Origin of the sequence: Myxococcus virescens, from assembly GCF_900101905.1 — a bacterium.
In the GTDB taxonomy this organism is placed as follows: domain Bacteria; phylum Myxococcota; class Myxococcia; order Myxococcales; family Myxococcaceae; genus Myxococcus; species Myxococcus virescens.
Genome location: NZ_FNAJ01000015.1, coordinates 151,783 through 178,064, shown reverse-complemented (window position 1 = coordinate 178,064; position 26,282 = coordinate 151,783). Strand labels below are relative to the sequence as shown.

The 26,282-nt window shown below is 70.5% G+C and carries 24 protein-coding genes; 9 read left to right on the top strand and 15 right to left on the bottom strand.

What is annotated here, in order from left to right:
- Positions 1 to 15 precede the first annotated feature (15 nt).
- Both BLU09_RS31020 and BLU09_RS31015 read left to right on the top strand, forming a co-directional pair.
- Positions 16 to 1,257 carry an AAA family ATPase gene (locus tag BLU09_RS31020; protein ID WP_090493912.1) on the top strand — a complete coding sequence of 414 codons (1,242 nt, stop codon included), beginning with the start codon at positions 16 to 18 and terminating at the stop codon, positions 1,255 to 1,257.
- Positions 1,258 to 1,374: 117 nt separating this feature from the next.
- On the top strand, positions 1,375 to 2,202 hold the full coding sequence (locus tag BLU09_RS31015; RefSeq protein WP_090493910.1) for an alpha/beta fold hydrolase: 828 nt from the start codon (positions 1,375 to 1,377) through the stop codon (positions 2,200 to 2,202).
- A gap of 33 nt (positions 2,203 to 2,235) precedes the next feature.
- Here BLU09_RS31015 and BLU09_RS31010 read toward each other — a convergent pair whose 3' ends face one another.
- From BLU09_RS31010 to BLU09_RS30990, 5 genes are all read right to left on the bottom strand, one after another.
- A complete protein-coding gene (locus tag BLU09_RS31010; RefSeq protein WP_244172170.1) occupies positions 2,236 to 3,033 on the bottom strand; it encodes a sterol desaturase family protein in 798 nt (265 codons plus the stop codon).
- Entirely contained in the window at positions 3,033 to 3,224 is a 192-nt protein-coding gene (locus tag BLU09_RS31005) for a hypothetical protein (RefSeq protein ID WP_090493976.1), read from the bottom strand. Before BLU09_RS31005 ends, BLU09_RS31010 begins: the two co-directional genes overlap by 1 nt.
- Before the next feature lie 120 nt (positions 3,225 to 3,344).
- Positions 3,345 to 5,579, bottom strand: coding sequence for a hypothetical protein (locus BLU09_RS31000; RefSeq protein WP_090493905.1), 2,235 nt, complete (start codon positions 5,577 to 5,579; stop codon positions 3,345 to 3,347).
- A complete protein-coding gene (locus BLU09_RS30995; RefSeq protein WP_090493903.1) occupies positions 5,576 to 6,352 on the bottom strand; it encodes a DUF3142 domain-containing protein in 777 nt (258 codons plus the stop codon). Before BLU09_RS30995 ends, BLU09_RS31000 begins: the two co-directional genes overlap by 4 nt.
- A gap of 70 nt (positions 6,353 to 6,422) precedes the next feature.
- Positions 6,423 to 7,220 (bottom strand): ABC transporter ATP-binding protein, encoded by a 798-nt coding sequence (locus BLU09_RS30990; protein WP_090493901.1) that lies wholly within the window; start codon positions 7,218 to 7,220, stop codon positions 6,423 to 6,425.
- Between the two features lie 240 nt (positions 7,221 to 7,460).
- On the opposite strand from BLU09_RS30990, the gene BLU09_RS30985 reads away from it, so the two are divergent.
- Positions 7,461 to 8,474 (top strand): ABC transporter ATP-binding protein, encoded by a 1,014-nt coding sequence (locus tag BLU09_RS30985; RefSeq protein ID WP_090493899.1) that lies wholly within the window; start codon positions 7,461 to 7,463, stop codon positions 8,472 to 8,474.
- 6 nt (positions 8,475 to 8,480) lie between these two features.
- Here BLU09_RS30985 and BLU09_RS30980 read toward each other — a convergent pair whose 3' ends face one another.
- On the bottom strand, positions 8,481 to 8,678 hold the full coding sequence (locus BLU09_RS30980) for a hypothetical protein (protein WP_090493897.1): 198 nt from the start codon (positions 8,676 to 8,678) through the stop codon (positions 8,481 to 8,483).
- Between the two features lie 51 nt (positions 8,679 to 8,729).
- Here BLU09_RS30980 and BLU09_RS39585 point away from each other — a divergent pair, with 51 nt between their 5' ends.
- The 4 genes from BLU09_RS39585 to BLU09_RS30960 all read left to right on the top strand — a co-directional run bounded on the left by BLU09_RS39585 (position 8,730) and on the right by BLU09_RS30960 (position 12,650).
- Positions 8,730 to 9,257, top strand: a complete 528-nt coding sequence (locus BLU09_RS39585; protein WP_244172169.1) for a hypothetical protein — start codon at positions 8,730 to 8,732, stop codon at positions 9,255 to 9,257.
- A 178-nt stretch (positions 9,258 to 9,435) separates the two neighbouring features.
- A complete protein-coding gene (locus BLU09_RS30970; RefSeq protein WP_090493974.1) occupies positions 9,436 to 10,626 on the top strand; it encodes a Kelch repeat-containing protein in 1,191 nt (396 codons plus the stop codon).
- Positions 10,627 to 10,747: 121 nt separating this feature from the next.
- On the top strand, positions 10,748 to 11,122 hold the full coding sequence (locus BLU09_RS30965; RefSeq protein WP_011557140.1) for a hypothetical protein: 375 nt from the start codon (positions 10,748 to 10,750) through the stop codon (positions 11,120 to 11,122).
- Positions 11,123 to 11,243: 121 nt separating this feature from the next.
- Positions 11,244 to 12,650, top strand: coding sequence for a M24 family metallopeptidase (locus BLU09_RS30960; RefSeq protein ID WP_090493893.1), 1,407 nt, complete (start codon positions 11,244 to 11,246; stop codon positions 12,648 to 12,650).
- 57 nt (positions 12,651 to 12,707) lie between these two features.
- On the opposite strand, the gene BLU09_RS30955 is transcribed toward BLU09_RS30960, so the two are convergent.
- The 6 genes from BLU09_RS30955 to BLU09_RS30930 all read right to left on the bottom strand — a co-directional run bounded on the left by BLU09_RS30955 (position 12,708) and on the right by BLU09_RS30930 (position 19,241).
- A complete protein-coding gene (locus tag BLU09_RS30955; protein ID WP_244172168.1) occupies positions 12,708 to 14,510 on the bottom strand; it encodes an Ig-like domain-containing domain in 1,803 nt (600 codons plus the stop codon).
- Positions 14,511 to 14,575: 65 nt separating this feature from the next.
- On the bottom strand, positions 14,576 to 16,108 hold the full coding sequence (locus BLU09_RS30950) for a caspase family protein (RefSeq protein ID WP_090493891.1): 1,533 nt from the start codon (positions 16,106 to 16,108) through the stop codon (positions 14,576 to 14,578).
- The gene (locus BLU09_RS30945) at positions 16,105 to 16,896 is read right to left on the bottom strand and encodes a hypothetical protein (RefSeq protein ID WP_090493889.1); all 792 of its coding nucleotides are present in this window, start codon (positions 16,894 to 16,896) and stop codon (positions 16,105 to 16,107) included. Before BLU09_RS30945 ends, BLU09_RS30950 begins: the two co-directional genes overlap by 4 nt.
- A complete protein-coding gene (locus BLU09_RS30940) occupies positions 16,893 to 17,393 on the bottom strand; it encodes an RNA polymerase sigma factor (RefSeq protein WP_244172167.1) in 501 nt (166 codons plus the stop codon). The genes BLU09_RS30945 and BLU09_RS30940 overlap by 4 nt, the downstream gene beginning before the upstream one ends.
- A gap of 100 nt (positions 17,394 to 17,493) precedes the next feature.
- Positions 17,494 to 18,657: a cytochrome-c peroxidase gene (locus BLU09_RS30935; RefSeq protein ID WP_090493885.1), complete on the bottom strand. Its 1,164-nt coding sequence runs from the start codon at positions 18,655 to 18,657 to the stop codon at positions 17,494 to 17,496.
- A 173-nt stretch (positions 18,658 to 18,830) separates the two neighbouring features.
- A complete protein-coding gene (locus BLU09_RS30930) occupies positions 18,831 to 19,241 on the bottom strand; it encodes a hypothetical protein (RefSeq protein WP_186817750.1) in 411 nt (136 codons plus the stop codon).
- Between the two features lie 424 nt (positions 19,242 to 19,665).
- Between BLU09_RS30930 and BLU09_RS30925 the strand changes: the two genes are divergently transcribed.
- Positions 19,666 to 20,124: a DUF2267 domain-containing protein gene (locus tag BLU09_RS30925; RefSeq protein WP_090493880.1), complete on the top strand. Its 459-nt coding sequence runs from the start codon at positions 19,666 to 19,668 to the stop codon at positions 20,122 to 20,124.
- 59 nt (positions 20,125 to 20,183) lie between these two features.
- On the opposite strand, the gene BLU09_RS30920 is transcribed toward BLU09_RS30925, so the two are convergent.
- Both BLU09_RS30920 and BLU09_RS30915 read right to left on the bottom strand, forming a co-directional pair.
- Entirely contained in the window at positions 20,184 to 20,861 is a 678-nt protein-coding gene (locus tag BLU09_RS30920) for a hypothetical protein (protein ID WP_244172166.1), read from the bottom strand.
- 110 nt (positions 20,862 to 20,971) lie between these two features.
- Positions 20,972 to 22,705, bottom strand: a complete 1,734-nt coding sequence (locus tag BLU09_RS30915; protein WP_244172165.1) for a S8 family serine peptidase — start codon at positions 22,703 to 22,705, stop codon at positions 20,972 to 20,974.
- A 349-nt stretch (positions 22,706 to 23,054) separates the two neighbouring features.
- Here BLU09_RS30915 and BLU09_RS30910 point away from each other — a divergent pair, with 349 nt between their 5' ends.
- The gene (locus BLU09_RS30910; RefSeq protein ID WP_090493873.1) at positions 23,055 to 25,397 is read left to right on the top strand and encodes a serine/threonine-protein kinase; all 2,343 of its coding nucleotides are present in this window, start codon (positions 23,055 to 23,057) and stop codon (positions 25,395 to 25,397) included.
- A 31-nt stretch (positions 25,398 to 25,428) separates the two neighbouring features.
- On the opposite strand, the gene BLU09_RS30905 is transcribed toward BLU09_RS30910, so the two are convergent.
- On the bottom strand, positions 25,429 to 26,100 hold the full coding sequence (locus tag BLU09_RS30905) for a hypothetical protein (protein ID WP_244172164.1): 672 nt from the start codon (positions 26,098 to 26,100) through the stop codon (positions 25,429 to 25,431).
- Positions 26,101 to 26,282: the final 182 nt, after the last annotated feature.

Here is a 26,282-nt window from a genome sequence, read left to right as displayed (position 1 = left end):
CCAGTCTTCCGGTTGATGCTCAAGCTCCAGTGGCTCCAGGTCCACCAGTTCCGCTCCGTGAAGCCCGGGACGCGGTTGCTCTTCAGCCCGTCCCTCAACGTGCTGCTCGGGGAGAACGGCACCGGGAAGTCCACGCTGTTGGACCTCGCCGCCGCCGTGGTCAGCTCGGACTTCACGCCGCTGCGGCATGAGGCGTTCGACCTCGAATATGCGCTGGCCGCGGACACCGGACGCATCACCGTGCGCGTGCGCAACGTGCCCTCGGGCGCGGAAGGCACGAGCGGCCTGTCCATGGACATCACCGTGGCCCCGCGCGACATGGCCTGGCCGCTGGTCATCCACCGCGAAGGCCAGCAGCTCCGCGTCTCCCGCGAGGACGACACCACCGACGTCGTGCATGAGCGCATCGCTCCCGAAGTCGGTGGCCGGCTCTGGCTCGTCTTGATGACGGGCGGCATCGCCTGGGTGGAGAAGACGGGCGAGGGCACCGCCGCCGTGGAGCCGATGCTCGCCATGGCGCGCGAGGTCTCCGCCCAGGCCGACCTCCGCCGCTTCGACGAGGGGCTCGCCCACTTCGACCAGCTCTGGCATGCCGAGCTGCGGCTCTCCCGCCGCACGGAGGGCGTGCTCGCGACGGGCACGGGCGTGGCCTCGGAAGACCTGCTCGACGGCCTGCGCAAGGTCGCCGCCGCGCAGTGGGGCGCCTCCCGCTACGTGCTGTCCTCGGAGAACGTCCCCTTCCTCCGTGACGCCGCCCGGCTCCTCGGCTTCGCGTCCGCGGAGGCGCTCCTGTCCCCGCTGGAGACCCAACCCCAGGGCAAATACGAAACGCTGTCCCTGGGAAACCTGGACCTCTGCTTCGTCACCGCCGCCGGCCAGCGCCTCTCCGCCCGGCAGCTCGGCTACGGCCAGAAGCGCCTGGTGGCCTTCCTCCACTACCTGGCCCACGCCCGCGCCGTCGTCATCGCGGATGAGATCGCGCACGCCTTCCACCCCCGGCAGGTCCGCGCCATCCTCGAACAGCTCGAACCCCGGCAGGCCCTGCTCACCAGCCAGAGCCCGGAGCTGCTCGACAGCCTCTCCTTCGACTCGCCCGAACAGGTGCGCTCCACCTTCGTGCGCTGCCGCCGCGAGGAGGACACCGGCCGCCTCGTCTGGGAGAACCTGTCCCCCGACGCCGCTGAGGACTTCTTCACCGCCTGGCGCGCCGAGCCCCGCCGCGTGGGCGAGCTGCTTCAAGCCAAGGGTCTCTGGTAGCCAGTCGCGTGGGCCCCGAGGGCAGCGGGACGTCAGCCGGCCAACGGCTCCACGAAGAGGAGTACCCGTCCGCGCGTGTCGCTCGCCTATCCTCGCCAGCCGGGGAGGGTGCCGCGCATGCCGATGCTGACCGTCAACAGAACGGAGCTGTACTACGAGGACTCGGGTGGCACGGGCGTGCCCATCGTCTTCAGCCACGGCTTGCTGTGGAGCTGTCGCCTCTTCGATCCGCAAGTGGAAGCGCTGTGCGGACGTTACCGCTGCATCGCCTATGACCACCGGGGCCAGGGCCAGAGCGCCGTGCCTCCGGCGCGCGTCATCGACATGGAGACGGTGTACCTGGACGCGGTGGCGCTCATCGAGCGGCTGGGCGTGGGGCCCTGTCACTTCGTGGGCCTGTCCATGGGCGGCTTCGTTGGCATGCGCATCGCCGCGCGGCGGCCGGACCTGCTGCGCTCGCTGGTGCTGATGGAGACGTCCGCCGACCCGGAGCCCCTTCACAACGTGCCGCGCTACACGCTGCTCAACCTCACCGCGCGCCTGGCGGGCCTGCGCCCGGTGGCGGACCCGGTGATGCGCATCATGTTCGGCCGCAGCTTCATGACGGACCCCAACCGGGCCGAGGAGCGCAGCCGCTGGCGCACGCGCCTCATGGAGAACCGCCGCGACATCTGGCGCGCCGTCAACGGCGTCATCGAGCGGCGCGGCGTGGCCCACGAAATCCCACACATCCGCGTGCCCACGCTCGTCGTCGTCGGCGCCGAGGACACGGCCACCGTCCCCGCCAAGGCGCAGCGCCTGCACCGGCTCATCCCCGGCTCACGCCTGGTGACCCTGCCGCGCGGAGGGCACTCCTCCACCGTGGAGGAGCCCGCGCTCGTCAATGCCACCTTGGGGACATTCCTGGACGCGCAATCAGAGACGCGGACCTCCAGGGCGGTGTGACGGATTGCCGCCAGCGGGAACGCGAATCCCAGCTCAGCGTGGCGTATTCCTGCTGTCAGTCGCCCGCGTCACGGGCGAGAGGAGCTGGGCCCAGAAGCGCCGGGGAAACGGCTCCACGAGCCCGAGCGGATACTGCTCGGGCCCGGTGGGCCGGTGGTAGGTGCCGAAGAGCCAATCCGTCCACGGCGCGAGGTTGCCGAAGTTGTGCCGCGTGTGCCGTTCGCGCGCGTGGTGCCAGTGGTGCAGTTCGGGCGCGCCGAAGAGGAAGCCCAGCGGCCCCAGCGGCAGCCGGACGTTGGAGTGGATGAAGATGGCCCACAGCCCGCGGAAGGCGATGAGCATCGCCAGCGTCTCGAGCGGAAAGCCCATCAGCATCGCGGGGAGGTTCACCACCAACTGCGTGAGCAGTCCGTCCACGGGGTGCTCGCGGTGCGCGGCGAGCCAGTCGAGGTGCTCGGCCGAGTGGTGGACGGCGTGGAAGCGCCAGAGGAAGTCCACCTGGTGTGACAGTCGGTGGAAGCCGTAGACGAGCAGGTCGCAGAGCACCACCGCTTCGAGTGCCTGAAGCCACCAGGGCTGGCGTGCCACGGCGGCCTGGAGCCCCGACAGCAGGTCCAGGTGCAAGAGCGCCTGCACGTGGCTCAGCATCAGCAGCGCCAGCGGCGCGAGCACCAGGTATTGCGCCACGAAGTAGGCGAGGTCGGTGCGGAAGGCAGGGCGCAGCAGCGGCTGTCCTGGCCGCGCGGCCCAGGCCTTCTCCAACGGCCAGAAGACACACGCGAGCACCCCGAAGGAAATCGCGGCCCCCCCGCCTAGGACCTCCAGGCTCATCACGGCGTGGCCGGGGGCGCCGCGTCACCGGCGTCGAGGGCGTGCAGGCCGCCCTCCGGCATGCCGAACAGCGGGCGGATCTTGGTCCCACCGAAGAAGGTTCCAGCCGCCGTCAGCACCACGAAACCCAGCAGGACGACCGCGAGGACCACCGTCACCGTACGAAGAACCTTGTTGCCTTGTGATTGCATGGACACGTGTACTCCCGTTGTCCGGGAGGCTACACCACGCGTGCCATTCGAGCGCAAACGCACAGCCTCTCAGCCCGACCGCATCCGCCACGCCACCCAGCGCGTGCTGTAGGCGGGACGTCAGTACACGTAGGGCGTGCGCTTCGCCCAGCTCGTCTTGCCGTAGTGCTTGTGGAGATAGCGGAAGGCCTCGCGTGCCTCGCGCGTGGCCTGTCCGCAGCCGCGCTTGCTGGCGCGGACCGCGCGGAACAGGGCGATGGGCGAGCGCGGGTCATCCGGGTGGGCCTGGGCCCAGGCCATGGCGACGCGGGCGAAGTAGGGCACCGAGTTGCCCGCGTCCTGGAGGGCCTTCCACTCCCGCGCCGCGTCCGGTGCGTCGGGCGTGTCCTCGAAGTGCACGGGGGGCACGCTCGCGTCCGGCTTCGGACCGCACCACCAGTTGCGCTGGTAGGACATATCCATGGTGAGGCTGAGGTTGGGATGGGTGTTCGCCAGCCGGTCCTCGCCCGCGTTGAGCCGAGCGGAGACGGCGGGCAGTCCCATGAGGAGCAGCTGGGCCTCGAACTGACGCTCCTCGGGCGTGGGCTTGCCGGCGAGCGCCAGCAGCTCCGCCTTCGCCTTGGGCTCCGTCGCCGCCAGGCGCTTCGCCACGGCCTGAATCGTCGCGTCGTCACCCGCGACGGTGGCGCGCGCGAAGGCGGTCCACATGAGCTGCCGTCGAAGGGCGGGAGGCAGGATGTCCCCCGCCGCCAGCTCACCCATGCGCTTCGCCGTCAGCCGGGGCTCCAGCATGGCCACGGCGCGCGGGCTGAAGAGCCGGGGCCGTTCGGCCAGCGGCGTGGTGTAGGGCTCGGAGTAGCTGCTGCTCATTTCATAGTCGGCGATGATGTTGACCGCTTCCCGCATGGCCTCGTCCGGGTCTCTGGCCACCGCGAGCCGCTCCTCGCGCAGCAGGTTGTCCGTGGAGGGCAGGTCCCGGGTCAGCTCGGCGGGCACCGTCGCGAGCCGCGCCCGCGCCGCCTCCACCTCGCCTCGGCCATGCAGCAGCCGCGCGGCATGGTACGCCACCGTCAGGCCGGCGGGAGACGTGGGCGCGACCTTCGCGGAGGCGGCGAGCAGCTCCGGCACGCCCGGAGCGTCCGGCGTCGCCTTGGCCAGCGCGGCGACGAGCCACGGCATGTGCGCCGTCTTCTTCCAGCGGGCCAGGGCTCCGTCGTATTGCGCGCGGCGCTCCGCATCGGGCGCCGCGCTGTAGGGCGTGTCCTTCATGGCGTGGAGCCACGCCTGGAGCGCCTCGGCGGGCGCGGGGAGGCCCTCGCAGGTGCTCGCTTCTCGCAACATCAGGTCGAGGTCGCCCAGCTCCGAGGCGAGGGCGGTGCCCGTCCCGGGTTCGAGCACGTGCGACAGCAGCTCACAGTGCCAGGTCTTGGGTCGCAGCCGGTAGCGCACCAGGCTCCGCAAGCCGCGCGCGGGCGCATGGACGCTCCGCAGCTCCGGGGAGGCGAGCACGCCATCGAGCACCCGGTCCGCCTCGCCCAGCCGCGAGAGGAAGACGGCGTCTTCCCGCGACTCGAAGTGATACTCACCTTTCTTCTCCATCAGCGCCTGCCGGACATGGGTGCGCGCCACGAGGTAGGCGGCGAGCGCCCGGTAGGGTGATTCCTGCGACGCAGCGAGCTTCTGGAACGAGGACAGGGCGCCGGGATAGTCGTCGCAGTAGAAGCGCGAGGCGGCCTCCTGGTAGGCGCGCTCGTCTCGCCGGCGGGCCTGGTGCTGCGCGCTCACGCCGTCATCCAGCCGCGGGTCGGGCTCCGGCAGGATGGCGCACGGGCCGAAGACGGTGTCCTGGTTGCGCACCCACTCCTCCACCAGCGCGGGGTGCTTCTTCCACGCCTGGGCCAGGTCGGTGGCGGTGTTCGCGGCGCGCTGGAACGCGTCACCCTGGATGCGGGGGACCTGTGCGTATCTCACCTGCCGGGAATGCTCGGGCGAGGCTTCTGGGAGCTGAGGCGCCACCTGCTTCCGTACCGCCAGCCAGCGCTGGAAGCCTGGTGTCAGGGAGAGGTGCTCCGGCAACGCCTGGTGCATGAGCTCCCAGCGCGTCACCAGGGGCTGTTGCTCCTCGGGCGTGGTGGGAATGCCCATCATCGTCCGGTAGGCGAACGCGAGGTAGGCGGTGCGCATCGAGCCATGCACCACGCCCAGCCGCCCGGCCGCGAAGGTGGAGAGCGGCCAGTCGGGATGGCTGCTGGTGACGAACACGGCCCCGGCGGAGTCGTAGGCACACGCCCGCGCTTCGGTGGGGGTGAGCAGGAACGCGAGGCCGCTGGTGACGGTGATGAGCAGCTTCTTCATGGATGGAGCTCCGCGACCGCGCGCGTGAACGCCTCGGGCGTCCAGGGGCGGGGGTTGAAGACATAGAGGGTGGAGACGCCAGGGGGCACGGACTGCCACTCATCGAGCGCCAGCCCCACGCTGCCCCGGCAAGGGGCGGGCAGTCCGCGCGCGAAGCGGGCGCGCCACGTGGGAGCCTCCGGGCCCATGCGGAAGAGCTGGGGCACCACTTCGTCCACGGGCGCGTGCGTCAGCCAGCTTCCGGGCGTGCACCATGAGGCGAGACCGGTGATGGACAGCGCCATCGATGGGGGCAGCTTCTGACGGAGCGCCTGGAGCAGCGCGACGTAGGCGTCGTATTCGGACGCGCGGGCATCGAAGTCAATCTGGAGCGCCGTCAGCTCCGGAAGGCGCGCCAGCGTGGCGAGTCGGTCCGCCAGCGCGTGCAGTCGCTCGGGCGGGTACTTCGCGAGCGACGCGCCCGGATGGGCTTCCATCCGCACCGTGGCCCTCAGGGGTGTCCCGGGCGGAACGTGGAGCGGCTGCCGGCGCGGGTGTTCGCGCACCTCCGTCTCCGTGAGCGCGAGCGTGGCGCGCAGGAAGGCCACGCTGACCGGGCGCCCCGTCCGCGCGAGGAAGCGGAGGTCCTCCGGCCGCTCCCAGGCCCAGAGCACCACCCGTGGAGGCTCCGGCGGCGGCGTGGGCGTGCTGCACGACAGGAGCACGGCGAGGGTGGCCAGCAGGCCGCGCCGTGTCCGGGGTGCCACGAGGGGCGAAGGGGATGGGGGAAGCATCGTGGTCGTCGGGCCGCACTCGCGCGGTGGACCGGACTGTTTGCAACGCGCGTTCCGGGTGCGCGCCGCCTCAGGCCTGGGCCGCGCGCTTGTTCTGGGCGCGGCGCCGGAGCCAGTTGCGGAGGAAGGCCATCACCGCGGGGTGCTGTGACTCACGGAAGGCGTCTGGCGGGCCGTACTCCACGATGCGGCCTTCGTGCATCAGGGCCAGGTGGTCCGCCATGCCAAAGGCGGAGGCCACGTCCGGCGTAATCACCAGCGAGGTGGCGCCGAGCTGCTGCTTGCCGGTGGTGATGATTTCATTCACCGCCGCGGTGGTGAGCGGATCCAACCCGGCGGTGGGGTCGTCGTAGAGGAGAATCTTCGGCTGGAGGATGGTGGCGCGCGCGAAGCCCACGCGCTTCTGCATGCCGCCGGACAGCTCGCCAGGGAAGCGCTGCGTCGCGTGCGACAGGCCCACGCGCTCCAGCGTCTTGTTCACCGTCTCGGCGATTTCCGCCTCGGGCATGCGGGTGCGCTCGCGCAGGGGGAAGGCCACGTTGTCGAACACGGTGAGCGAGTCGAAGAGGGCGTTCGCCTGGAAGAGGATGCCCTGCTTGCGGCGCATCTGGTCGAGCGCGGCCTCGTTCATCCGCGCGATGTCCTCGCCATCCACCAGGACGGTGCCCCGGTCCGGTTGCAAGAGGCCCATGATGTGCTTCATCAGCACCGTCTTGCCCGACCCGGACACGCCCATCAGCACGCAGGTGGTGCCCTCTGGCACTTCCAGGTTCACCCCCCGCAGCGCGTGCTGGTCTCCGAAGGACTTGTGGAGGTCCCGCACTTCGATGGCCAGCTTGCGGGAGGACGGTGGGCTCGAGGGACTCATGGCCGCGCGAACATAGTGCGCGTCCGCCGCCTTCCGCCTCCAGGAAGCGGCTGCCTGGCGCGGGGAAGGGGCGCCCGGCCGCCCGGCTTCCATCCCGGTGTGGAATGGCGGTCAGAGGCGGGGCGGCCCCTCGCCATGAGGCTTGCCCTGGGCGCGGAGGGCGCGATGCTGCGAGGCCCGTGGGTGAGGCGGAATGACACATGGGGCGTCCAGAGGCCGGGCGCCCGGGAGGCAAGGCGTTTGGCGACAGTGTCCCTGGAGGACGTGCGCAAGGTGTACCGGGGCGGCGTGGTCGCGGTGAAGGGCGTGAGCCTGGACATCGCGGACGGCGAGTTCATCTCGCTGGTGGGCCCGTCAGGCTGCGGCAAGTCCACGACGCTGAACCTCATCGCCGGGCTGGAGGAGATGTCGGGCGGCACGCTGCGCATCGATGGCGCGGTGGTGAATGACATGTCACCGCGGGAGCGGGACATCGCCATGGTGTTCCAGAGCTACGCGCTCTATCCGCACCTGGACGTGGTGCGGAACCTCGCATTTCCGCTGAAGGTGGCGGGGATGGCGAAGGCGGACATCGACGCGCGCGTGCGCGAGGTGGCCTCGCTGCTGGGGCTGGAGGGCCTGCTGTCGCGCAAGCCGAAGGAGCTGTCGGGAGGCCAGCGGCAGCGCGTGGCATTGGGGCGCGCGCTGGTGCGGCGACCCAAGGTGTTCCTCTTCGACGAACCGCTGTCCAACCTGGACGCGGCGCTGCGCACGCAGATGCGGGGGGAAATCAAGAAGCTGCATGAGCAGCTCAAGGCCACCTTCGTCTACGTCACCCACGACCAGTCGGAGGCGATGACGCTGTCGGACCGCGTGGTGGTGATGAACCAGGGGGAGGTGCAGCAGGTGGCTCCGCCGCGCGAGCTGTACGACGCGCCAGCGAACCTGTTCGTGGCGGGCTTCTTCGGCGCGCCGCGCATCAACCTGGTGAAGCCCCGGACGCTGGGCCTGCCGGACGCGGACGTGGTGTTGGGGCTGCGTCCCGAGCACCTGGAAGTGGGGCAGGGCACGCCGCCCCCAGGCGCGCTGGAGGGCCGCGTGTACCTGGTGGAGCTCATGGGCGCGGAGAGCTGGGTGACAGTGGACGTGGCCGGGGAGCGCATGGTGGCGCGCGCCGCCGGAGACTTCCGTGTGCCCACGGGCGCTCCGGTGTGGCTGCGGTATGACGCGGCGAAGCCGCGGCGCTTCGACGCGAAGTCGGGCCGGGCCCTGTAGCGGGCCTCAGGCGTAGACCTGTTCTCCCTCCAGGCTCATGTCGAGCCGGCGGTTGAGTTGGTCCAGCCGCTCATATCGCTCGCGCAGCAGGTCGCGATGGGCGCGCGGGTCCGCATGGGCCATCTCTTCCAAGAGCGCGCGCAGCGCTGTGTCCAGCGCTTGCTTCACGTCGCGCGCCTCCACGGCGGACAGTTCCAACAACATGGTGCACCTCCTGCCTGGAACGTTAGGCACGCACCGGCCCATGTGGCCTCGATGCCTGCCCGGAGTACGCCAGGGCTGGCGGCCTGGCGCCTCGCGTTCTCCTGGCTGGACATGCGGCTCGGCGGCCCCTGCGTTCGCGCGGTGGTGGAGCGGCGGGCCGTCGTCGCGAGCGCTCCACCGTGTGCGCCGTCGCAGGTGCGTCCCGTCATGCCCGCTCGCACTGTTGTCTGGGAGTCCCGGACGGGCCGGGCACCCGAGCGCGAGGAGGCCGGAATGATTCGGACAGACGACGTACACGAAGGCATGACCGTGCGGACGGCGACGGGCCGTGTCATCGGGCGCGTGGCGGGCATCGGAGACACGCACTTCGAACTGGAGCAGGGGCTGGTGCCCATTCCCCGGCGCGACTACCTGGTGGAGTTCTCCGACGTGGACTTCATCCGCGGCCACGACGTCTACCTGGTCAACGCGGACCACCCACTCCTCACGCTGGAGGTGGATGACGACGGCGGCGCGCTCCCACCTCGCCATTCCAACGGACTGGAGCGTGAGCCCGTGAATGTCGACGTGGAGTCTTGAGCCGCGAGAAAACGAGTGACGCAAGGCGTTGCACGCTCGCTCCGGCCCGCTCTGGACAGGTCGCCGGACGGGCCTCGGGTGCCGGGTAAGCGTCGGGAATCACTCAGGTTGGGCCGCCCTGGAATGTCAGACGGTCAGTCTAGACATGACTGCTTCGACGGGCATTCCAGGTGGGGTCATGCAACGGTTTTCGGCATCATGTGTCACGGTCATCCTCTTCGCTGTCTCGTTCGCTTGCAGCGCGGGTCCGCGCGCGGAGGACGGGGGGAGCGGGGCGGCGGAGCAGGGCCTGTTCTTGTCCACACCCCGCAAGCTCCTGCCCTTCGTGGTGATGGAGGGTGGGCGTGTGCTGGCCTCGGGCGGGCATGACGGGAGCCGAACGCTGGGGAGCTGCGAGGTGTTCGAGCCGGAGACGGGCCGCTGGCGTGAGACGGGGGCCATGCACACGCGCCGGCGCAACCACGCCGCGGTGCGGCTGACGGACGGCCGAGTGCTGGTGATGGGCGGCTCCAACGGCGTGGCGATGGGCGCGCTTGCGGACGCGGAGGTGTATGCGCCGGACACCGGGACGTGGACGGAGGTGCGCCCCATGGGCGTGGCGCGCAATGACCCGGCCGCGGTGCTGCTGGCGGATGGGCGCGTGCTGGTGGCGGGTGGGACGGATGTGGACCAGCGGCCGCTGCGCTCGGCGGAGTTGTTCGATCCTGCGACGGGGATGTGGAGCGCCGCGTCGCCTCCGGGCTTCTCACGGGGTGGAGCCCAGACGGCGGTGGTGCTGGCCAACGGCAAGGCCCTGTTCGTGAGCGGCCTGCAGGCGGAGCTGTATGACCCGGTGACGGGGCTCTGGGAGAAGGCGGGGCTCACCGGTGGGGCGGCGGGCACGCACCGGCTGGCGCACTCGGTGACGATGCTGCCGGATGGGCGCGTGTTGGTGGTGGGGGGAACCACGGCGCGCGCGGCGGCCACGGCGGAGGTGTATTCGCCGGAGACGGGTGTGTGGACGCTGGTGGGCGCGCCCAAGGTGCCTCGTGAGCATCATGCGACGGTGGTGCTGCCGGATGGCGCGGTGCTGATGATGGGCGGCGAGCACTACACGACGGGGGCGCTCGCGTCGGTGGAGCGCTTCGATTTGAAGACGGAGACGTGGTCTTCCGCGCCCGCGCTGGACGCGCCGCGCGAGAAGCTGGGCGCCCTGGCGCTGGGAGATGGCGCGGTCCTGGTGATGGGCGGTGGAAACGAGGCGGCGGGCATGCTGTCCGAGAGCGAGCGCTATGTCCCGGACGCTTGTGTCGTGGCGCCGTGTGCTGCGCGAGAGTGGGGGGGCGCCGAGGCCGTGATGGAAGTCTCCGTGGCAGGGCCGGTCGAGTGACGCGCGTCTCGCGGGCCTCGCTGTGTGTGGACAAGCGCGGCGAGGCTCGAGGTCGCTGGGGGCGAACGGGCAGGCAGGCGTTGAGGGTGACTCCAGCGCTAGCGCCGGGTGAGATGCGGGCATGAACCCGTGGAAGGCGTCGCTGGTGGTGTGCGTGTGGCTCGTGGCGTGTGGTGGCTCGGAGGCACCGCAGCGCTCCTACGCTGGCTGGTCGGAGCGCGTGGCGGCATCCGCGTGCGCGTATGAGGAACAGTGCGGAACCCTGACGGTGTCACGCGAGCAGTGCGAGGCGGACCGCATCGCGGCCTACGCGGCGGTGGAGCCGGACCTGTCGCGAACCGAAAGTGGCGCGAAGGCGGGCTGCGTGCAGTGCATGCGCGCGCGCATCGATGAGCTCGACGCGGCCACCGCGAGCGGTTGCCAGCAATCCATCGACGAAGCCCGTCTGCTCGCTGTGTGCGGCGTGGATGGCGCGGCCTGTGCGGGCGTGCCCTGACTCCGGCGATTTCACGGCTGCTCCCTGCGTTCCGGAGTCGCGGGCCTCTCGGGGCGTGAGCCGCTGACAGCGTGCGGACTCCGCGCGCGCCGCGCGCCGGTGCGTGACAGACTGCGCGGCCATGCGCACTCGGACCCTGTTGCTTGCCCCGTTGCTGCTCTCCACTTCCTGCGCCACCGTCTCTCCGAAGGCACAGGCACCGGACGCCACCACCGCCGAGGCGAAGTCCCCGGCACCCGAGCGTCCCTTTGGTACCCTGCGTGAGCAGGCGAAGCGCCAGCAGGCCTGGCTGGCCGAGCGCATGGAGAAGGCCCTGCCCCAGCTCATGCGCCAGTACGGCGTGGACATGTGGGTCATCCCCATGCGCGAGTACAACGAGGACCCTGTCTTCAAGGCGCTCGTCTCGCCAACGACGTTCGCCGCGCGCCGCCGGACCATCTACGTCTTCTTCGACCGAGGTCCGGAGCAGGGCGTGGAGCGGCTCGCGCTGGGAGGTGGCTCGCAGGGAGGCATCTACACGCCCCGCCGCGCGCAGCACCAGGTGGACGGCGGCGGTGTGAGCCGGCAGGCGGAGCTGTGGGGCCCCGAGCAGTGGCAGGTGCTCAAGCAGGTGGTGGAGGAGCGCCAGCCGAAGCGAATCGCCCTCAACGTGTCGCGCACCTTCGCCTTCGCGGACGGCCTCACCCATGGCGAATACGAGGGCATGGCGGAGGCGCTCGGCCCGGACTGGGTGAAGCGCTTCACCTCCGTGGATGGGCTGGCGGTGGACCTCCTCGCCTGGCGCAGCGCGGATGAGGCTCGCTTCTACGAGGAGCAGACGAAGCTCGCGTGGAACATCATCGAGACGGCCTTCTCCAACCAGGTCATCACGCCGGGCGTCACCACCACCCGTGACGTGGAGTGGTGGATGCGCCAGCGCCTGGCGGACCTGGGCCTGGAGACGTGGTTCCAGCCCTCGGTGGACATCCAGCGGCAAGGCGTCACCGAGCAGGAGCTGGGCGACGACCCCATCATCCAGCGCGGAGACGTGCTGCACTGCGACTACGGCGTCACCGCGCTGGGCCTCAACACCGACACCCAGCACATGGGCTACGTGCTGCGTGAGGGCGAGAAGGACGTCCCCGAAGGGCTGAAGGCCGCGCTGAAGACGTCCAACCGGCTGCAGGACATCGTCTTCGAGGAGCTGCGTCCCGGCCGCACGGGCAACGAAATCCTCCGCGCATCCCGCGAGCGGATGCGCGCCGAGGGCATCGACGGCACCGTGTACTCGCATCCCATTGGCCTCCACGGCCACGGCGCCGGCCCCATGGTGGGCCTGTGGGACCGCCAGGAGGGCGTGCCCGGCAATGGAGACCACAAGGTGATTGCGAACCAGTGGTACTCCATCGAGCTGCAGGCCACGTCCGCGGTGCCGGAGTGGAACGGTCAGCGGGTGCGCTCGGCACAGGAAGAGGACATCACCATCGACGCCGAGGGCCGCGTGCACTGGGGCTGGAAGCGCCAGACGGACTTCCACCTGGTGCGCTGAGCACGGTGCAGGGATGCAGGGTGAGCGGCCTCACTCCGAGGTCGCTCGCGGAAAACCCTACTGAGGCCGTACGACGGTGTTGCCCGACAAGGCCCAGGGGAACGCGTTCTCGTCGAGAAGGAACGTCAACAACGTCTCCCCTGAAATGAGTTGCTTGGGCTCCCAAACTCCGGCGCGGCGCCTGCGGTAGTAGCTCTTCTGTTCGAGGGCAGCCGGATACTCGGTCCAAGCCACCGAAGGCTCTCCGTTGCTGTCGACGACGAGCCTGAGTGAGTCGTCCGTCGTGGCCTGGCTCAAGGCTTCGATTGGGTCGGGCGGCGACCAGTTGGATTGCCAGGGGGCCATCGCAGCGGACGAGAATCGGATGGTGCTTGTCAGCGTCGTGTGGTTGATCTCACTCCAAGCGATGACGACGCGCCCGTATGGAGCAAGCGCAATCGCGACGCGCTCCGCGGATGTGTCTGCAGTGATGGGGATGGGCGTGCCCACGAGAGCCCATTCCCCGTTCTCGAACTTGCTAACGTAGATGTGGAGGGCGCCGGTATCGGCGGACTCCTCCATCCAGCTCACGACCACCTCCCTGTCAGCGGCGATGGCTGAGCGCCGCGCATAGCTGTGAGGCGCCGGGTTCGCGCTGAGCGGCTCCCCCAGGGCCAGCCACTCCATGCCTGTCCAGCGCCAGATGCGCACTTCGGTTGCGGCCAGTCCGTTCATTCGCTCCAAGGCGATGACGGGGTTTCCCACCCAGTCCAACGCCATCTTGACCTGGGTGTACCCGGTCGGAGTGTCGTAGGGCGTCCCCAGGCGTTCCCAGGCCAAGCCGGTGTAGCGCACCACATGGAGTTGCTCTGACTGGGTTTCTTCAACCCGCTCGCGCCAGGCCGCGACAATGGTGTTGCCCTTCGCGGTGACCTGGATGCCCTCGGCGAGCCGGGAGCGCGCATCCTCCGCCCGGAGCGGAGGGAGCCGCTGCCACGACTGGCCATCCCACAGCGCGACAGCAGGATCCTCCGTGTCCGACGCGGTATTGACGAAGCCGACGACGGGCATTGTTCCGCCGAGGCTGCTTCCCAGCGCGAGCGACATGGGAAAGACGGAGAAGTTCGTCGGATCCAAAGGTTCCGTGGCGTGACGGAAAGGCCAGTAGGTGGCGTTGTGCGTGAGGGTGACGGCCGGCAGGCGCGGGTCGAGCGGGTTGCCGGCCCGGTCGGTCAGCGTCCGTTGGAGCAGCTCCGCATGGAGCGTGGTGGGAGGGCGGACCGGCGACGTCGGCACTAGCTCGAGGACCGTTCCGCCCTCACTGAGGACTGCTTGATGGGCGACGGAGAACCCGTCCTGGTCGCGGAGTTGGGTGGGCACGGACTGGAGTGAGCCCGGCAGCAGCGGCTCGGAGAAGACGAACGCCAGCGGCGACGTCATCGCCGGGTGGCTGAGGCTCGGGCGCCGGGAGGTGATGGTGGGAGGCGTGCGGTCCACCTCTACGGAGGCGCTCTCCGCCTCGAAGTTCCGGTCCTCGCCCACGGCTCGGGCTACGAACGAGAAGCGGCCCTCGGCATGCGTGGCGCAGTCGATGACGTGTTGGTACGGCGCCTCCAGCGTCATGGGCTCCTGCGCGTTCGTGAGGAGCTCCACGCGCTCCGGCGTGCCACCTTCCACGGAGACGAAGAGCGTCCACTGTCCTTCCCGGCAGTACTCGGGACCTTCGGTCCGCACGGTGACGTGCAGCTCGGGAGGGGGTTCCTCTTTGCCGGGAGGAGGCGGCGGGACAGGCTCTGATTTCAGGTTGTCACAAGCGGTGGTTCCCAGTGCCACATAGAGCAACGGGAGCGCCCAGCGGGCACGGGTGCGGCGGGGAGTCATGAGGAGCCTCTCGGATGGCGTTTCGCGTGTCGTGCCTTGGACACGCGAACCCGCGAAGTTGGGACTCAGCGCGCGAAGCTGATTCCCAGACTGCCCCCGAGCGACAGCGCGGACGCGGTGCCCGCCTCCTCACGGACCCAGGTATGTCCCGTGTTCACGAGCAGCGACACACCGAAGGGGCCGTGCACGGGCAGCCATGCGCCGCCCACCGCGCCCACCATGGGTTGCAGGGCGAGCGCCTTCTCTCCATTGCTGGGCTGCCATTGCTGGGACAGGGTGGCGCCCACCTCCACCGCGCCGTGGAGCCGCAGGCTCCGCCAGACGCGTGCGTCATGGCCCACGCCCAGCCGCAGCGTGTGGTCATTCTGCCGGAGGTTCCCGGAAGGATGCCGTCCATGCCGCACGTCCACGCCTGCGGTCATGACGTTCGCCCAGGCCTCCGCCCACGTGTACTGGAGCGCGGCGGTGCCACCCATCATCGCTCCGAAGGACGGCACGAGCGGCCTGCCGACGCTGGGCCCCACGTGCATCCGCAACGTTGACGCCTGCTCGCCCTTGAGCGAGTTGACCTCCAGCCGCTGGGGGCGGAGCTGGGCCCGCGTGAGCTGCGCGCGCCCGGCGTCGGGCACCTGCACGCGCGCCGTCATCGCGGTGTGCTCGCCACGAGTGGTGACGATGTACCCACCCGCGGGAAGGGCGAGCGTGGCCGTGCCCGCGCCCTTGCGCAGGTTGCCCAGGAAGGGTTCTCCCGCCAGCGTGAACACGGTCCAGTCCCCGGGCTCGTCGATGGCGAGCGTCAGCAGCGACGTGGCCTGCGCGGGGGAGGAGAGGACGAGGTCCCCCTTCCCCTGGAGGTCGAAGTGGAAGCTGGGATGCTGAGCGCCCGCGCGGGACATCAGCGAGGACTCCACCGTTCGCGCGTAGGAATAGGTGTAGGCCTCCGCGAGCGTGACGCGGCCATCCCCGGACACGTCCGCCGCCCCGCGCAGCGCGGCGACCAGGTGGTGCGTGAAGACGGAGCCCCCAAGAGCGTCCGACTCCTGCGCGGCTTCATCCGCGGCGGAAGCGGTGATGATGACCCGTCCCGCCAGCTCCGGCCGCTCCACGCTCACCAGGACACCGGGAATGGGCTTCAGCCCCTTGAGCCGCACCGCCTCGCCTGACTGGCACGAGTCCACCACCAGCAGCGCGACGCTCACCGGCGCGCGCTCGATGAAACGCACCAGCTCATGCAGGGGCAGGTTCGTGCCGGACAGGTGCAGCTCGCCCGCGTCCGCATGGCTGGAGACGTAGACGAAGAGCTGGTCTCCCTTCCGCGCCTGCGCCTGGAGGTGGCGCTCGAAGCGGGACACCGCCTGGCGCACCGTGTCCGCGTCATGTCCCAGGACGAGCACGGCATCCTCGCGCCGCACGCCGCCCACTTCGTACAGCACGTCCATCAGGGTGCGCGCGTCACGCTCCGCGTAACGCAGCACCGCGTCCGCGCTGGAGCCCCGGTTGTTGCCCACCGCCAGGGCGAACCGGCGCGGGCTGCCGTCCGCGACCGCTGCCGCCGGCTGCGCCGCCACCATCGCCGCCAGGAGCAGGGCGAGCGTCATGGACGGGCCTCGACCTGGAGCGCCACGGCCGCGTGCGCCACGCCCGGTGGGACGCCGGCGAGCGACAGACACGCGGCCGACATCGGCGCGGCGCGGCACTCCGGCTTCAGCGTGCTCAACCACTCCTGGACGGTGTCGAGCCGCAGCGGCGTCTCCGAGTAGAGCGCGTGCACCACGAAGTCTCCTTGGGTGACCTGGAACAGTGGGGCGGGCTGCGCGGCGGCCAGCTCGCCGCTCTGGCGTCCTTCGGGGGGCCACAGTGCCTCCACCTGTTTCCCGCTGTCCATGGCGACGACCAGCGCGTAGCGGTGCCCCCCACTCCTCAGCCGGAGGGCCACCTCGTCTCCTTCCTGGAGCAGGGGATTGATTTCGCCGTCTTTCAGCCGGAGCAACTCCACCTGGGGTGGCCCCTTGATCCGCATGCCCAGGAGCGGCTCCAGCGTCCCCGGACGGACGAAGGGGGCCTCAGGGGAGGGGCCCTCGGGCGAGGTCACCGGGTCCACCGCCCGTGCTCCGCGGACCAGCACCACGGTGGCCAACGTGGCCAGGGCGGGGACGAGCAGCCACCGGGTGAGCCAGGGGACGCCGGGCTTCCGTGGCGGGGCCGCCCGCTCCGACAGGACGCGAGCCCGGACGCGGGCGAAGTGGGGCCCGGCACGGACCTTCTCTGCGTGCGATTCCAGCAGCGCCAGCCGCTCACGGCAGGCGGCACAGGACTCCAGGTGTGGCGGTCTCATCCCGCCAGCGACCACCTCGTCCAAGACGAGGTCCGACAGGTGTTCACTCATCCGGCACCTCTTCGAATCCCCTTGGGCTCCCCCAGCGCGCGGGCCAGAGCGCTGATGCGCTGGACGTCGCGGACAATGGTCTTCCTCGAGAGCCCCAGGACCTGGGCAATCTCCTCCTGGGACATCCCGTCCAGGTAGTGCAGCGTCGCCACCGTGAGGGCGCGCTCGTCCAGCTCGCGCGCCAGCTTCATCAGGAAGTCCCGGCACTCGGTGGCGGCGAGCGCGTCGACGGCGCCCTCGCTCCCGGCACCCTCCGGAGCGACGTCCCGCAGGGCCCGGGCGCGGAGCATGTTGAGGCTGACGTTGGTCGTCACCCGGTAGACGAACGTCATCGGCCGGGCCTCCCGCCGGAAGTCGGCGGCGGACTGAAGGACGCGAATGCAGGACTCTTGCACCGCGTCCCAGGCGTCTGCCTCGCGTTGAAGCAAGGCGAAGGCCCTCCGGTACATGCCAGGGGCATACCGGTCGTACAGGTCCTGGAGTTCCTGAGGGCTCAACCCTGGCGGCATCTTCGCCACCTTGGACACGGGGGCCGGGACAACTGGGACATTCCCCGTGTGAAAAGGTGCCGGGGCCCCAGGGGCCGCCCCGCCTGCATCAGGGGGGCGTCGCGCCCGTCATGGACTGGAGCAGCGTCACCAGCGCGCGCTTCTCCTCGTTCGTCAGCTCCAGCGGAACGATGGTCACCGTCTTCTGACCCACGAAGCTGCCGGCCGCATCGCCGCCCTCGTTGTAGAAGTCGACGACCTCCTCCAGCGTGGCCTGGGCGCCGGTGTGCATGTACGGCGCCGTCAGGGCCACGTTGCGCAGCGAAGGTGTGCGGAACGCGCCTTCCAGCGTCGCCGGGTCCGCCTGGGTGCGCAGCGTCTGGAGCCGCGCCGCGATGGTGCCGGTGGGCGCGTCGCTGTAGCGGCTGGCGGCGTTGAACTCCCAGTCCAGCAGCGGCGTCAGCGCGCTCCACTGCCCGCTCGCGCCCGGGCTGCTGTCCTGCACGCCGATGTTGTGGAACAGGTCGTCGGTGAGCGCCGGCCCCTTGTGGCAGACGATGCACTGGCCCTTGCGCAGGAACGTCTTCAGCCCCAGGTACGCCGGGTCCGCCTCCGCCTGGCCGGCCTCGGCCGCCGTGATGAAGCGCCGCACGTCCGTGTCGAAGGGCGCGTCGATGCGCACGAGCGTCCGCTGGTAGGCCGCCATCACCTTGCCCACGTTGGCCAGCAGCGCCGGGTCCGTCTCGTCCGCGGGCGCCTTGCCGAAGAGGGCCTGGTACTCCGTGGTGTACGACTCCACCGCGGTGAGCCGGGCGCGCACCACCTGCGCGTCCGTGTTCATCTCCACCGGGTTGAGCAGCGGCAGGATGGCCTGGTTCCAGAGCCGGTCCGCCCGTCCGTCCCACATGAACCAGCGGTTGTAGGCCACGTTCAGCAGGGTGGGCGGGTTGCGCTCGGACAGGTGCCCGTCGCAGCCCTTCGCCTTGGCGGTGGGCACCGTCAGGCCCTCGCCGCCATGGCAGCTCGCGCAGGACACCGTGCCGCAGCGTGACAGGCCGCTGTCGTGGAACAGCACGTCGCCCAGCGCCTCGGCGCGAGCGAGCCCGTCCATCCGGTTGGTGCTGTCCTTCGGCGGCTGCCGCCCCAGGCTGTGGAGGCTGCGGAGCTGGTCCAGCTCGTCGAGGTTGGGGAACGGCTCTTCGGATTCACACGCCATGCCCGACCCGCCCAGGGCCAGGGCGAGCGTCACGGCGCGCAAGCGGTACGAATTCATCACCCAACTCGTCTTTCTGCGAAGGACCCGGGAAGCTTCGCGTCCCCTTCGACGCGAATCAATCCACAAGGGCCTCTTGCCCGCCGGACGAGTTCGTGCTGATGGCGTGACGCCGCTACGCCTGCCCCATGGGGAGGGCGGGACGGGCGGCGTCACGGGCGTGCTTCAGAACCTCAGGCGCCGCAGCTCAGGGCGAAGTCGCGCGTGGCGGTGCCGTAGTCGCCCACCTTCACCGTGGAAGGCTCCGGGGTGATGGTCGGCGTGGCGCCCGTCTCGCACTTCAGGCCGCCGCCCGCCGCGAGCCCGACCTGGAGGTCGGTGTTGCTGGGCACGCCCGACACCGTGAAGGAGCAGCGGTTGCCGCGGCTCGGCTTCACCATCGTCCGGCCCAGCCCGTTGGTGGGCGCGTCCGGCGAGGCCACGATGACCTGGAGCTGCCCGCAGGCGTCATCGGCACGCAGCCCGCTCTCCGGCAGGCGGATGACGCCGGCGATGGTGGCGTTGCCCTCACGGCCACCGCCACCGCCCGTGGTGGCGCAACCGGACGCGGCAAGGACCAGGGCGGCTACGGCAATGCGATACATGAATTCCTCAATTCTTGATGGTTGAGATGGCGGCAAGGTCGCCGTGCAAGCGGTCTACGATGCGCGCTCAAGACAATTGCGATGGGAATTCATTCCAGCCACCCCTCGCATTCTTCGTGGGGCCGGGATTTGAACAGTTCCCCAGGAGTTCCGGGCAGTTTTGAACGCCAAGTGTTTCCGGCGGAGCACGCCGCGTGGCGCTCCATCAGATGGAATCATCGGTCGAATCAAACACAAACGCTTGACGCGTTTGGCTGTCACCTCGGTCCCAAAGACGGACACGTAAATCCCGAATCCGGGCATGTCTGGTCTTGGCGCGCGGAGGTTCTTCCCATGTAACGGGCGGCCCAGCCTCCGCCGCGCGGTCTGCTGTCAGCGCTCCCGCGCACCCCCACGGTGAAGGGCAGGGAGAGGAGACGACACCATGTCGATACAAAAGCAGGAGCGCACGCCTTCGTGGACGGGACTGGGCGTGGGGACGGACCGCAAATCGTTTCTGGACGCAATATCCTCCCAGATTCCGGATTACGAAGCGGACAAGGCCGCCGAGGCGGTGTTCTGCGCGTTGTCGGAGCGCCTGTCCGGTTCGTGGGTGGCGCACCTGCGCGAGCAGCTCTCGCCGGACGTGCGCGAGCTGTTGCGCGGCTGTCACAGGCACCACGGCGAGGCGCCCGCGAAGCTGGACCGTGACGACTTCTACTTGATGGTGGCCAACCACCTGAACGCGGAACCGGAGAACGTGCGGCTGGTGCTCCACGGCGTGTTCTCCGCGCTCCATGCCCAAATCACCGAAGGGGAGGCGAAGAAGTTGGAGCAGCAGCTCCCCGCCTGGCTCCAGGGGACGTGGGCCGCCGCGCGGATGCATGTCGACCGGCCCTACTGAGGCCGTTCAAGGGGCGGGGCACCCGGGGGAGAAGGCCCCGGACGCTTCCGCCGCCGCCGTCAGTAGGTTCCGCCCAGCGAGAGCATCGCCGAGTAGCGGCCGTCCAGCGCGCCGGGAGCCCGGCCGCCCGGGGCGAAGTCCTGGTCGAACAGGAAGTTGTAGTTCACCCGGGCGTCGGCGGTGATGAGGTTGCCCATCTGGTAGCGCAGGCCCGCGCCGGCGGGCACGTAGCCGCTGGTGTCATCGGAGAAGCCGCGGACGGCGCCCCGGGCGTCGTTGCGGACGTTGTAGCGGTCCAGGCCGATGCCCGTCAGGACGTAGGGTTGGAGCCGGGTGTCGGTGAAGTTGCCCACGATGACGGCCTGGCCGGCGTTGCGGACGATGTCCGGTCCGCCCTCGCCGTCGTCGAGCAGCCCCATGCGGCTGTCGATGTCGCTCAGGCCGCCGCTGTAGCCCAGCTCGACGGCGAAGAATGCGTGCGGCCGGTAGCCCAGCGCGGCGCCATAGGAGAAGCCCGGCGTGACCTCCGGAGCGAGCTGACCGGTGTAGCCCTCCAGGCCGCCGCCCAGCTGGGCATAGATGCCGGTGTCGGCCCGCTTCCGCCCGCTGTCGTTGAACTCCACTGTCTCCGCGGACCGCATGCGCGGCTCCGCGATGGGGCGGTCCTCCGCCTGGGCCAGCGCGGCGCCGCCCCAGAGCGCTGCCGCGCACAGCGCGCCACGTACGAATGCCTTCATGACGGACTCCTTGGTTTGCGTCCGAAAGGCAACGTGGTCCGCGTGGGAGGGCCTGGCAATCAGGCCCACGCGGGCCGTGGGGCACCTGGTGCGGCTGTCCTTCCCACCCGTCAGGGCAGCTGGGTGAGGACCTCCAGCGCGCCGCGGGCCTGCACCAGCCCATGGCCAAAGTCCTCGTCATGGCCGGAAGGCCCCAGGTCCTTCGCCGAGGACAACAGGGCGTGTTTGACCTGGTCCGGCGTGGCGGAGGGACGGGCGCTGAAGAGCAGCGCGGCCACGCCGCTCACGTAGGGCGCGGCCATGGAGGTGCCGGACATATAGGCGTAGTCCGCCGGGCTCATGCTGATGCGGGCCAGCTCGCCCAGCATCCGGTGCAGCACGGTGCCACCCGCCTGGGTGATGGTGACGGCGGGCACCCACTGCCCTCGCCGAGGCATGGTGAGGATGTCCACGCCGCCCTCCCAGCTCGAGTTGGCGAAGATGACGGCGCGCGCGCCCTGCTTCATCACGTTGACCATGGCCATGTCGGTGGGCACCTCGCCGTGCCGCACGTACGCGACGAAGCCGCTGCACGTGCTGCCCTTGCACGAGTCCAGCGTCGCGCCGCCCCCGCAGTCCACCAGCTTGCCCCACTTGTTCTCGATGGGGGCATACAGCAGTGAGCGCGACAGCGGCCGGGTGTCCCGCACGTCCACCGTGGAGAACGCGCCCTGTCCGCGCGGGAAGGTGGACAGCACATCCACGCCCGGGGCCACCAGCGCGAGCTGGCTTCCGCCGGAGGAGAAGGTGGCCCGCTGGTCCAGGGAGTCCACCGCGCCCACCGCCAGCACGTGCGGGTCCGACGCGGGGTAGTCCACCCGCTGGGCGTTGCTGTTACCCGACGCGGCCACCACCAGGATGCCCTGCGCGTGGGCCGCCGCGAAGACCTCGAACGTCGTCTTGGAGGGCACGCCGCCGCCCAGCGACAGGGAGATGACCTTGGCGCCCTGCTCCGCGCAGTACTCCACCGCCGCCAGGACGAAGCTCATGTGCGTGCGGCCGTGGATGTCCAGCACCCGGGTGATGATCAGCTCCACGCCCGGTGCCACGCCCATCACCCCGGTGTCCGACAGCTGGGGCGAGCCGCGACCGCCGTGGCCTGGCCGCGCCGCGATGATGCCCGCCACGTGCGTGCCGTGGCCGGTGCCCCAGCCGTGGCCGCTGCTGAAGTCGGACGGGTCGTCATCGTCCTCCAGCAGGTCGCGGCCGGCGACCACCGCGTCGCGCAGCTCCGGGTGCTCCAAATCCAGGCCGCTGTCGATGACACACAGCCGCACGCCCGCGCCCGTGGGCCGGTCCGGGTCCGGCAGTCCGTCCCCATCCACGTCCCACACCTCGTGCGCCTGGACCTTGCGCAGCCCGGGGGTGAACTCGCGCGGCGTGGCGCCCCGCGCCACCGAGGCCAGGATGGGATGAATCGGCGCGGTGGCGGGGGCCAGGGCGCGCCATTCCTGGTCCTGCTCGATGCTCTCCACTGTCGGGTCTTCGGCCAGGAGCGCGCGCTGCTCCTGGAGCGACATGCGCGCCGCCACCGCGGGCGTGGAGCGGAAGGTGGCAGTCACCTGTCCACCCACTTGATGCACGCGGGCGGTGGCCATCACCCCCTGATTCCGATAACGGATGATGACTCGCTGCCGGCCGTCGTCATCCGTCAGGGGGGCCCGGACGTGCCGTGTCTCCACGGGTTCGGACAGGGAGCCCGCGATGATGTTCGGGCAGACCTGGCTCTGGGCTCCCTTGTCCGAGGAGTCGTCCGGCCCACATGCCGCGAGTGCCAACAGCCCCATGAGTCCCCACCGCTTCATGAGCCGCTCCTTCTCGAACGGCACCCGGCGGAGACACCGGGCGCGCATCCCCCAGGGAGCGCATTTCGCGAAAGCGTGGCAACGGACTGGGGGGTGCCCCCCTGCCTGAGGTGCGGCGGTGCACACCGCATGTGTTGAGCGGCGGATGGGAACCCCAAATCAGGGTTGCCTTCACGCACGCACCCGGCATTCACCGCGCTCCTGAACACCCACCCCGCCCGACGGGTACGCGGCGGGCGCACTGTCGGAGGGCGAGTTTCCGTCCAAGGCCCTGGCGGTGTCAGAGGGAAGGAAGTTGCCCGCTTCTTGATTCCGTCCGCTTTCGGGTGCTTCGCTGCCGCCAGACGCCATGAGTACCGTCCCTACAGAGTCCTCCCGCTTCCTCGGGCGCTATGAGCTCGTCCACCCCCTGGGCCAGGGGGGCATGGGGGAGGTGTACCTGGCGAAAATCAGCGGCGCGGCCGGCTTCGAGAAGCCGTGCATCGTGAAGACGATTCTGCCGGCGCTGCTGAAGGACCGTCAGTTCCTGGACCGGTTCCACCACGAGGCCAAGGTGCTGGTGCACCTGGTGCACTCGTCCATTGCCCAGGTCTACGACATGGGTGAGGCGGACGGCACGTACTTCATGGCGTTGGAGTACGTGGCCGGCGTGGACCTGGCCTACCTGTTGGAGCAGGCGCGCTCGCAGGGCGTGGCGGTGCCGGTGCCGGTGGCGTTGTTCCTCGGCCAGCGCATCGCGGAGGGCCTGGGCTACGCGCACCGCAAGACGGGGCCGGACGGCTCGCCGCTGGGCATCGTCCACCGCGACGTGTCCCCGCACAACGTCATGGTGTCCTACGAGGGCGAGGTGAAGGTCATCGACTTCGGCCTCGCCAAGTCCGCGGCGCGCAGCAAGTACACGCTGCCGTCCACGGTGATGGGGAAGCTGGGGTACATGTCCCCCGAGCAGGTGCGCGCCGAGCCCCTGGACCACCGCAGCGACATCTATTCGTGTGGCGTCGTGGTGTGGGAGATGCTGGCCGGCCGCTCGCTCATCCCCCACGGGACGGTGGGCGAGATGATGGCAGCCATGTCGCAGCCGGTGGTGCCATCGCTGAGCGAGCTGCGGCCGGACGTGGACGCCGCGCTGGACGCCGTCGTGCGCCGCGCGCTGGCGGCCCGCCCGGACGACCGCTACATGCGTTCGGACGAGCTGGCGCGCGCGCTCAACACGGAGTTGGTGCGCTCGGGGACCGCGATGGGCGCCGAGGAGGTGGGCCACTTCGTGCGCGCGCTGTGCCCGGAGGCGTTCGACGCCCAGCGCAAGCTCATCTCCAAGGTGTCTTCGTCCTCCAACCACCGCCGCACCCCCGCGCCGGGCTATGGCACCGGGCCGCAGCCGGCCGTGGGCTTCGAGCCCACGCTGATGCGCGGCCCGGCGGCGCAGCCCGGGTTCGGCTCGGGAGGCGTGGCCCGTCCCGGCGCCATCTATGCGGACGGCGATGACCTGGGCACCGGGAGCACCACGGTGCGGCCGCCTTCCGACTCGCCCTCCGGCGTCGGGGTGGCTCCGGGGGGCGAGCCCGCCGCGTCCCAGTCCGTCGTCGCGCCCACCGTCGTGTCCGCGGCGGCGCTGGAGGAACGGACGTCCCGGAAGCGGCCGGTGGGGCTCTATGCCGCCATCGCCGTGTTGCTGGTGATTGCCACCTCCGCCGTCACCGCGCTCGTCGTCCAGTCGTCGGGCGTGGCGCCGGTGGCCACCGGCCCCGTGGCCGGTGCTTCAGGGCAGGTCGCGTCGCCCCCGGCTTCGGACGAGGGGGTGGAGACGCCCGTCGCCGCCGCGCGGCAGGAGGCGAGCGCGGAAGCAGCGCCCTTGTCCGACGCGGGCACGGGCGCTGACGCCGGTGCGGCGGTGGTGGCCGCGGGCGGGCCGGGTGTCGCAGAGGTGGCGTCCGCGCCGTCCTCGGCGCGCGCCGAGAACGACCAGGCGGAGCCCGAGCGGGCTCGGGCGCCACGCCCCGCGTCGGTGAAGACGTCCGCGAAGAAGCCGGCGGTCCCCGTCGAGCCCGCCGTCGTCTATGCCACGCCGGCGAAGGTGCTCCCGATTCAGCGCGCGAACGGGCGCTACTATGTCGACCGGAGCATCATCGGGCGGGGCTTCCTCCCAGGTGTGGAGATGGACGTGCTGGGGCCGTTGAAGAGCGGCAAGCGCGAGGTGCTGGGGCGGGCCCGGGTGGTGCGGCCAGGACGCGGCGCCGTGATGCGACCGACGCGGGCGTTCATCGAACTGGATGACCGTGCCCTGGCGGCTTCGGAGGACCTCTTCGTGGCGGCGCCTGGACGGGATGACGCCCCCGCCGACGCGTCGGCGACCGAGGAGTCCCAGGCGCAGGCCGCCGAGCCCGACAAGGGCGAGGTGGAGGCCGTCGTGGCCGCGGCCCCCGCGAAGCGCACGCTGCGCGGCCACGCGAGCGAGCAGGGCGGGGTGGGCGGCTTCCTGGACCCGGGTGTGGAGGTCCAGAACCACGAGTCCATCGACTGGACGGACTGTTACGTGGTGAAGGACATCCGCAAAGCGGCGTGGCTGGGCGTCGTGAAGGCCGGGGAGCGGAAGACGGCCAGCCGTTTCCGCCACAACCCGAACTTCGACGTGGGCTCCGGCTATCTGGGCGTCATCTGCAAGGAAGGCGAGCTGCGGGTGAAGGTGCGCTGAGGCGCTCCGCGCCGTGACGGACGCGGAAGGCTCAAGGCCCCAGCCGCGCGCGGGCGACGGGGCAGTCGGCGACGAGCGCCTTCACCTCGGCGTCCCCACTCCGGGCGTTGCGCACCGCGCGGTCCAGGGACGTGCGGCACTGCCACGTCATCTCGCGCGTGCCGTGGCAGCAGTGCCAGCCCGTCAGCGTGCGGCCCAGGTACTGGAGCATCTCCGCCTTGGTGGGGGTGACGAGCAGCCACACCGCGCCCGCCAGCACCGCCAGCCAGGGCAGCTGGAGCGCCACGCCCTTGAGGCGAGGGCCCGCGCCGGAGACGACGGGCTCCGCGTGGAGCCCGAGCAGCGTGTCCAGGGGACGGCGCATCAGCACCGCGTTCAGCAGCAGGTCCAGCGGCGTGGTGAAGGCGCGGGCCAGGCCACGGAGCAACCCGGGCGTGTGCTCCGCGCGCACCAGCTTCACCCCGGCCACCTGTCGCCAGAAGGTCCGGCCCGTCAATCCGCCCACGGCGGACGCGGTGAGCCACGCCAGGGCCATGGCCAGGGGCATCGATAGTGGGGTGCGGTCCTGCTCCAGCGCGCGTAACGCGCCCCAGCCCACGAGGACGGACGTCCCCAGGTCCAGCACATCCGCCACCCACAGGTGCCACTGGTACCGCCCCTGCGTGGTCACCTGGTCCGTCGCAAACAACGACCCGTTGCTCATCCACCCTCTTTTCGGCGCGTGGAGCATAGACCGGACGGGAGGACGTGCGCCTCATGGCTCCGCTGGGTTCGACCGGGGGACACCCAGGGTGTCGCATTCCCGCAGTGGCGCGGTGGGGGCGTGGCTCGCATCTTCACCCCTGCGCGACGCGTCGGAGGCCTCCGCCACCACCGGGGCCTCCT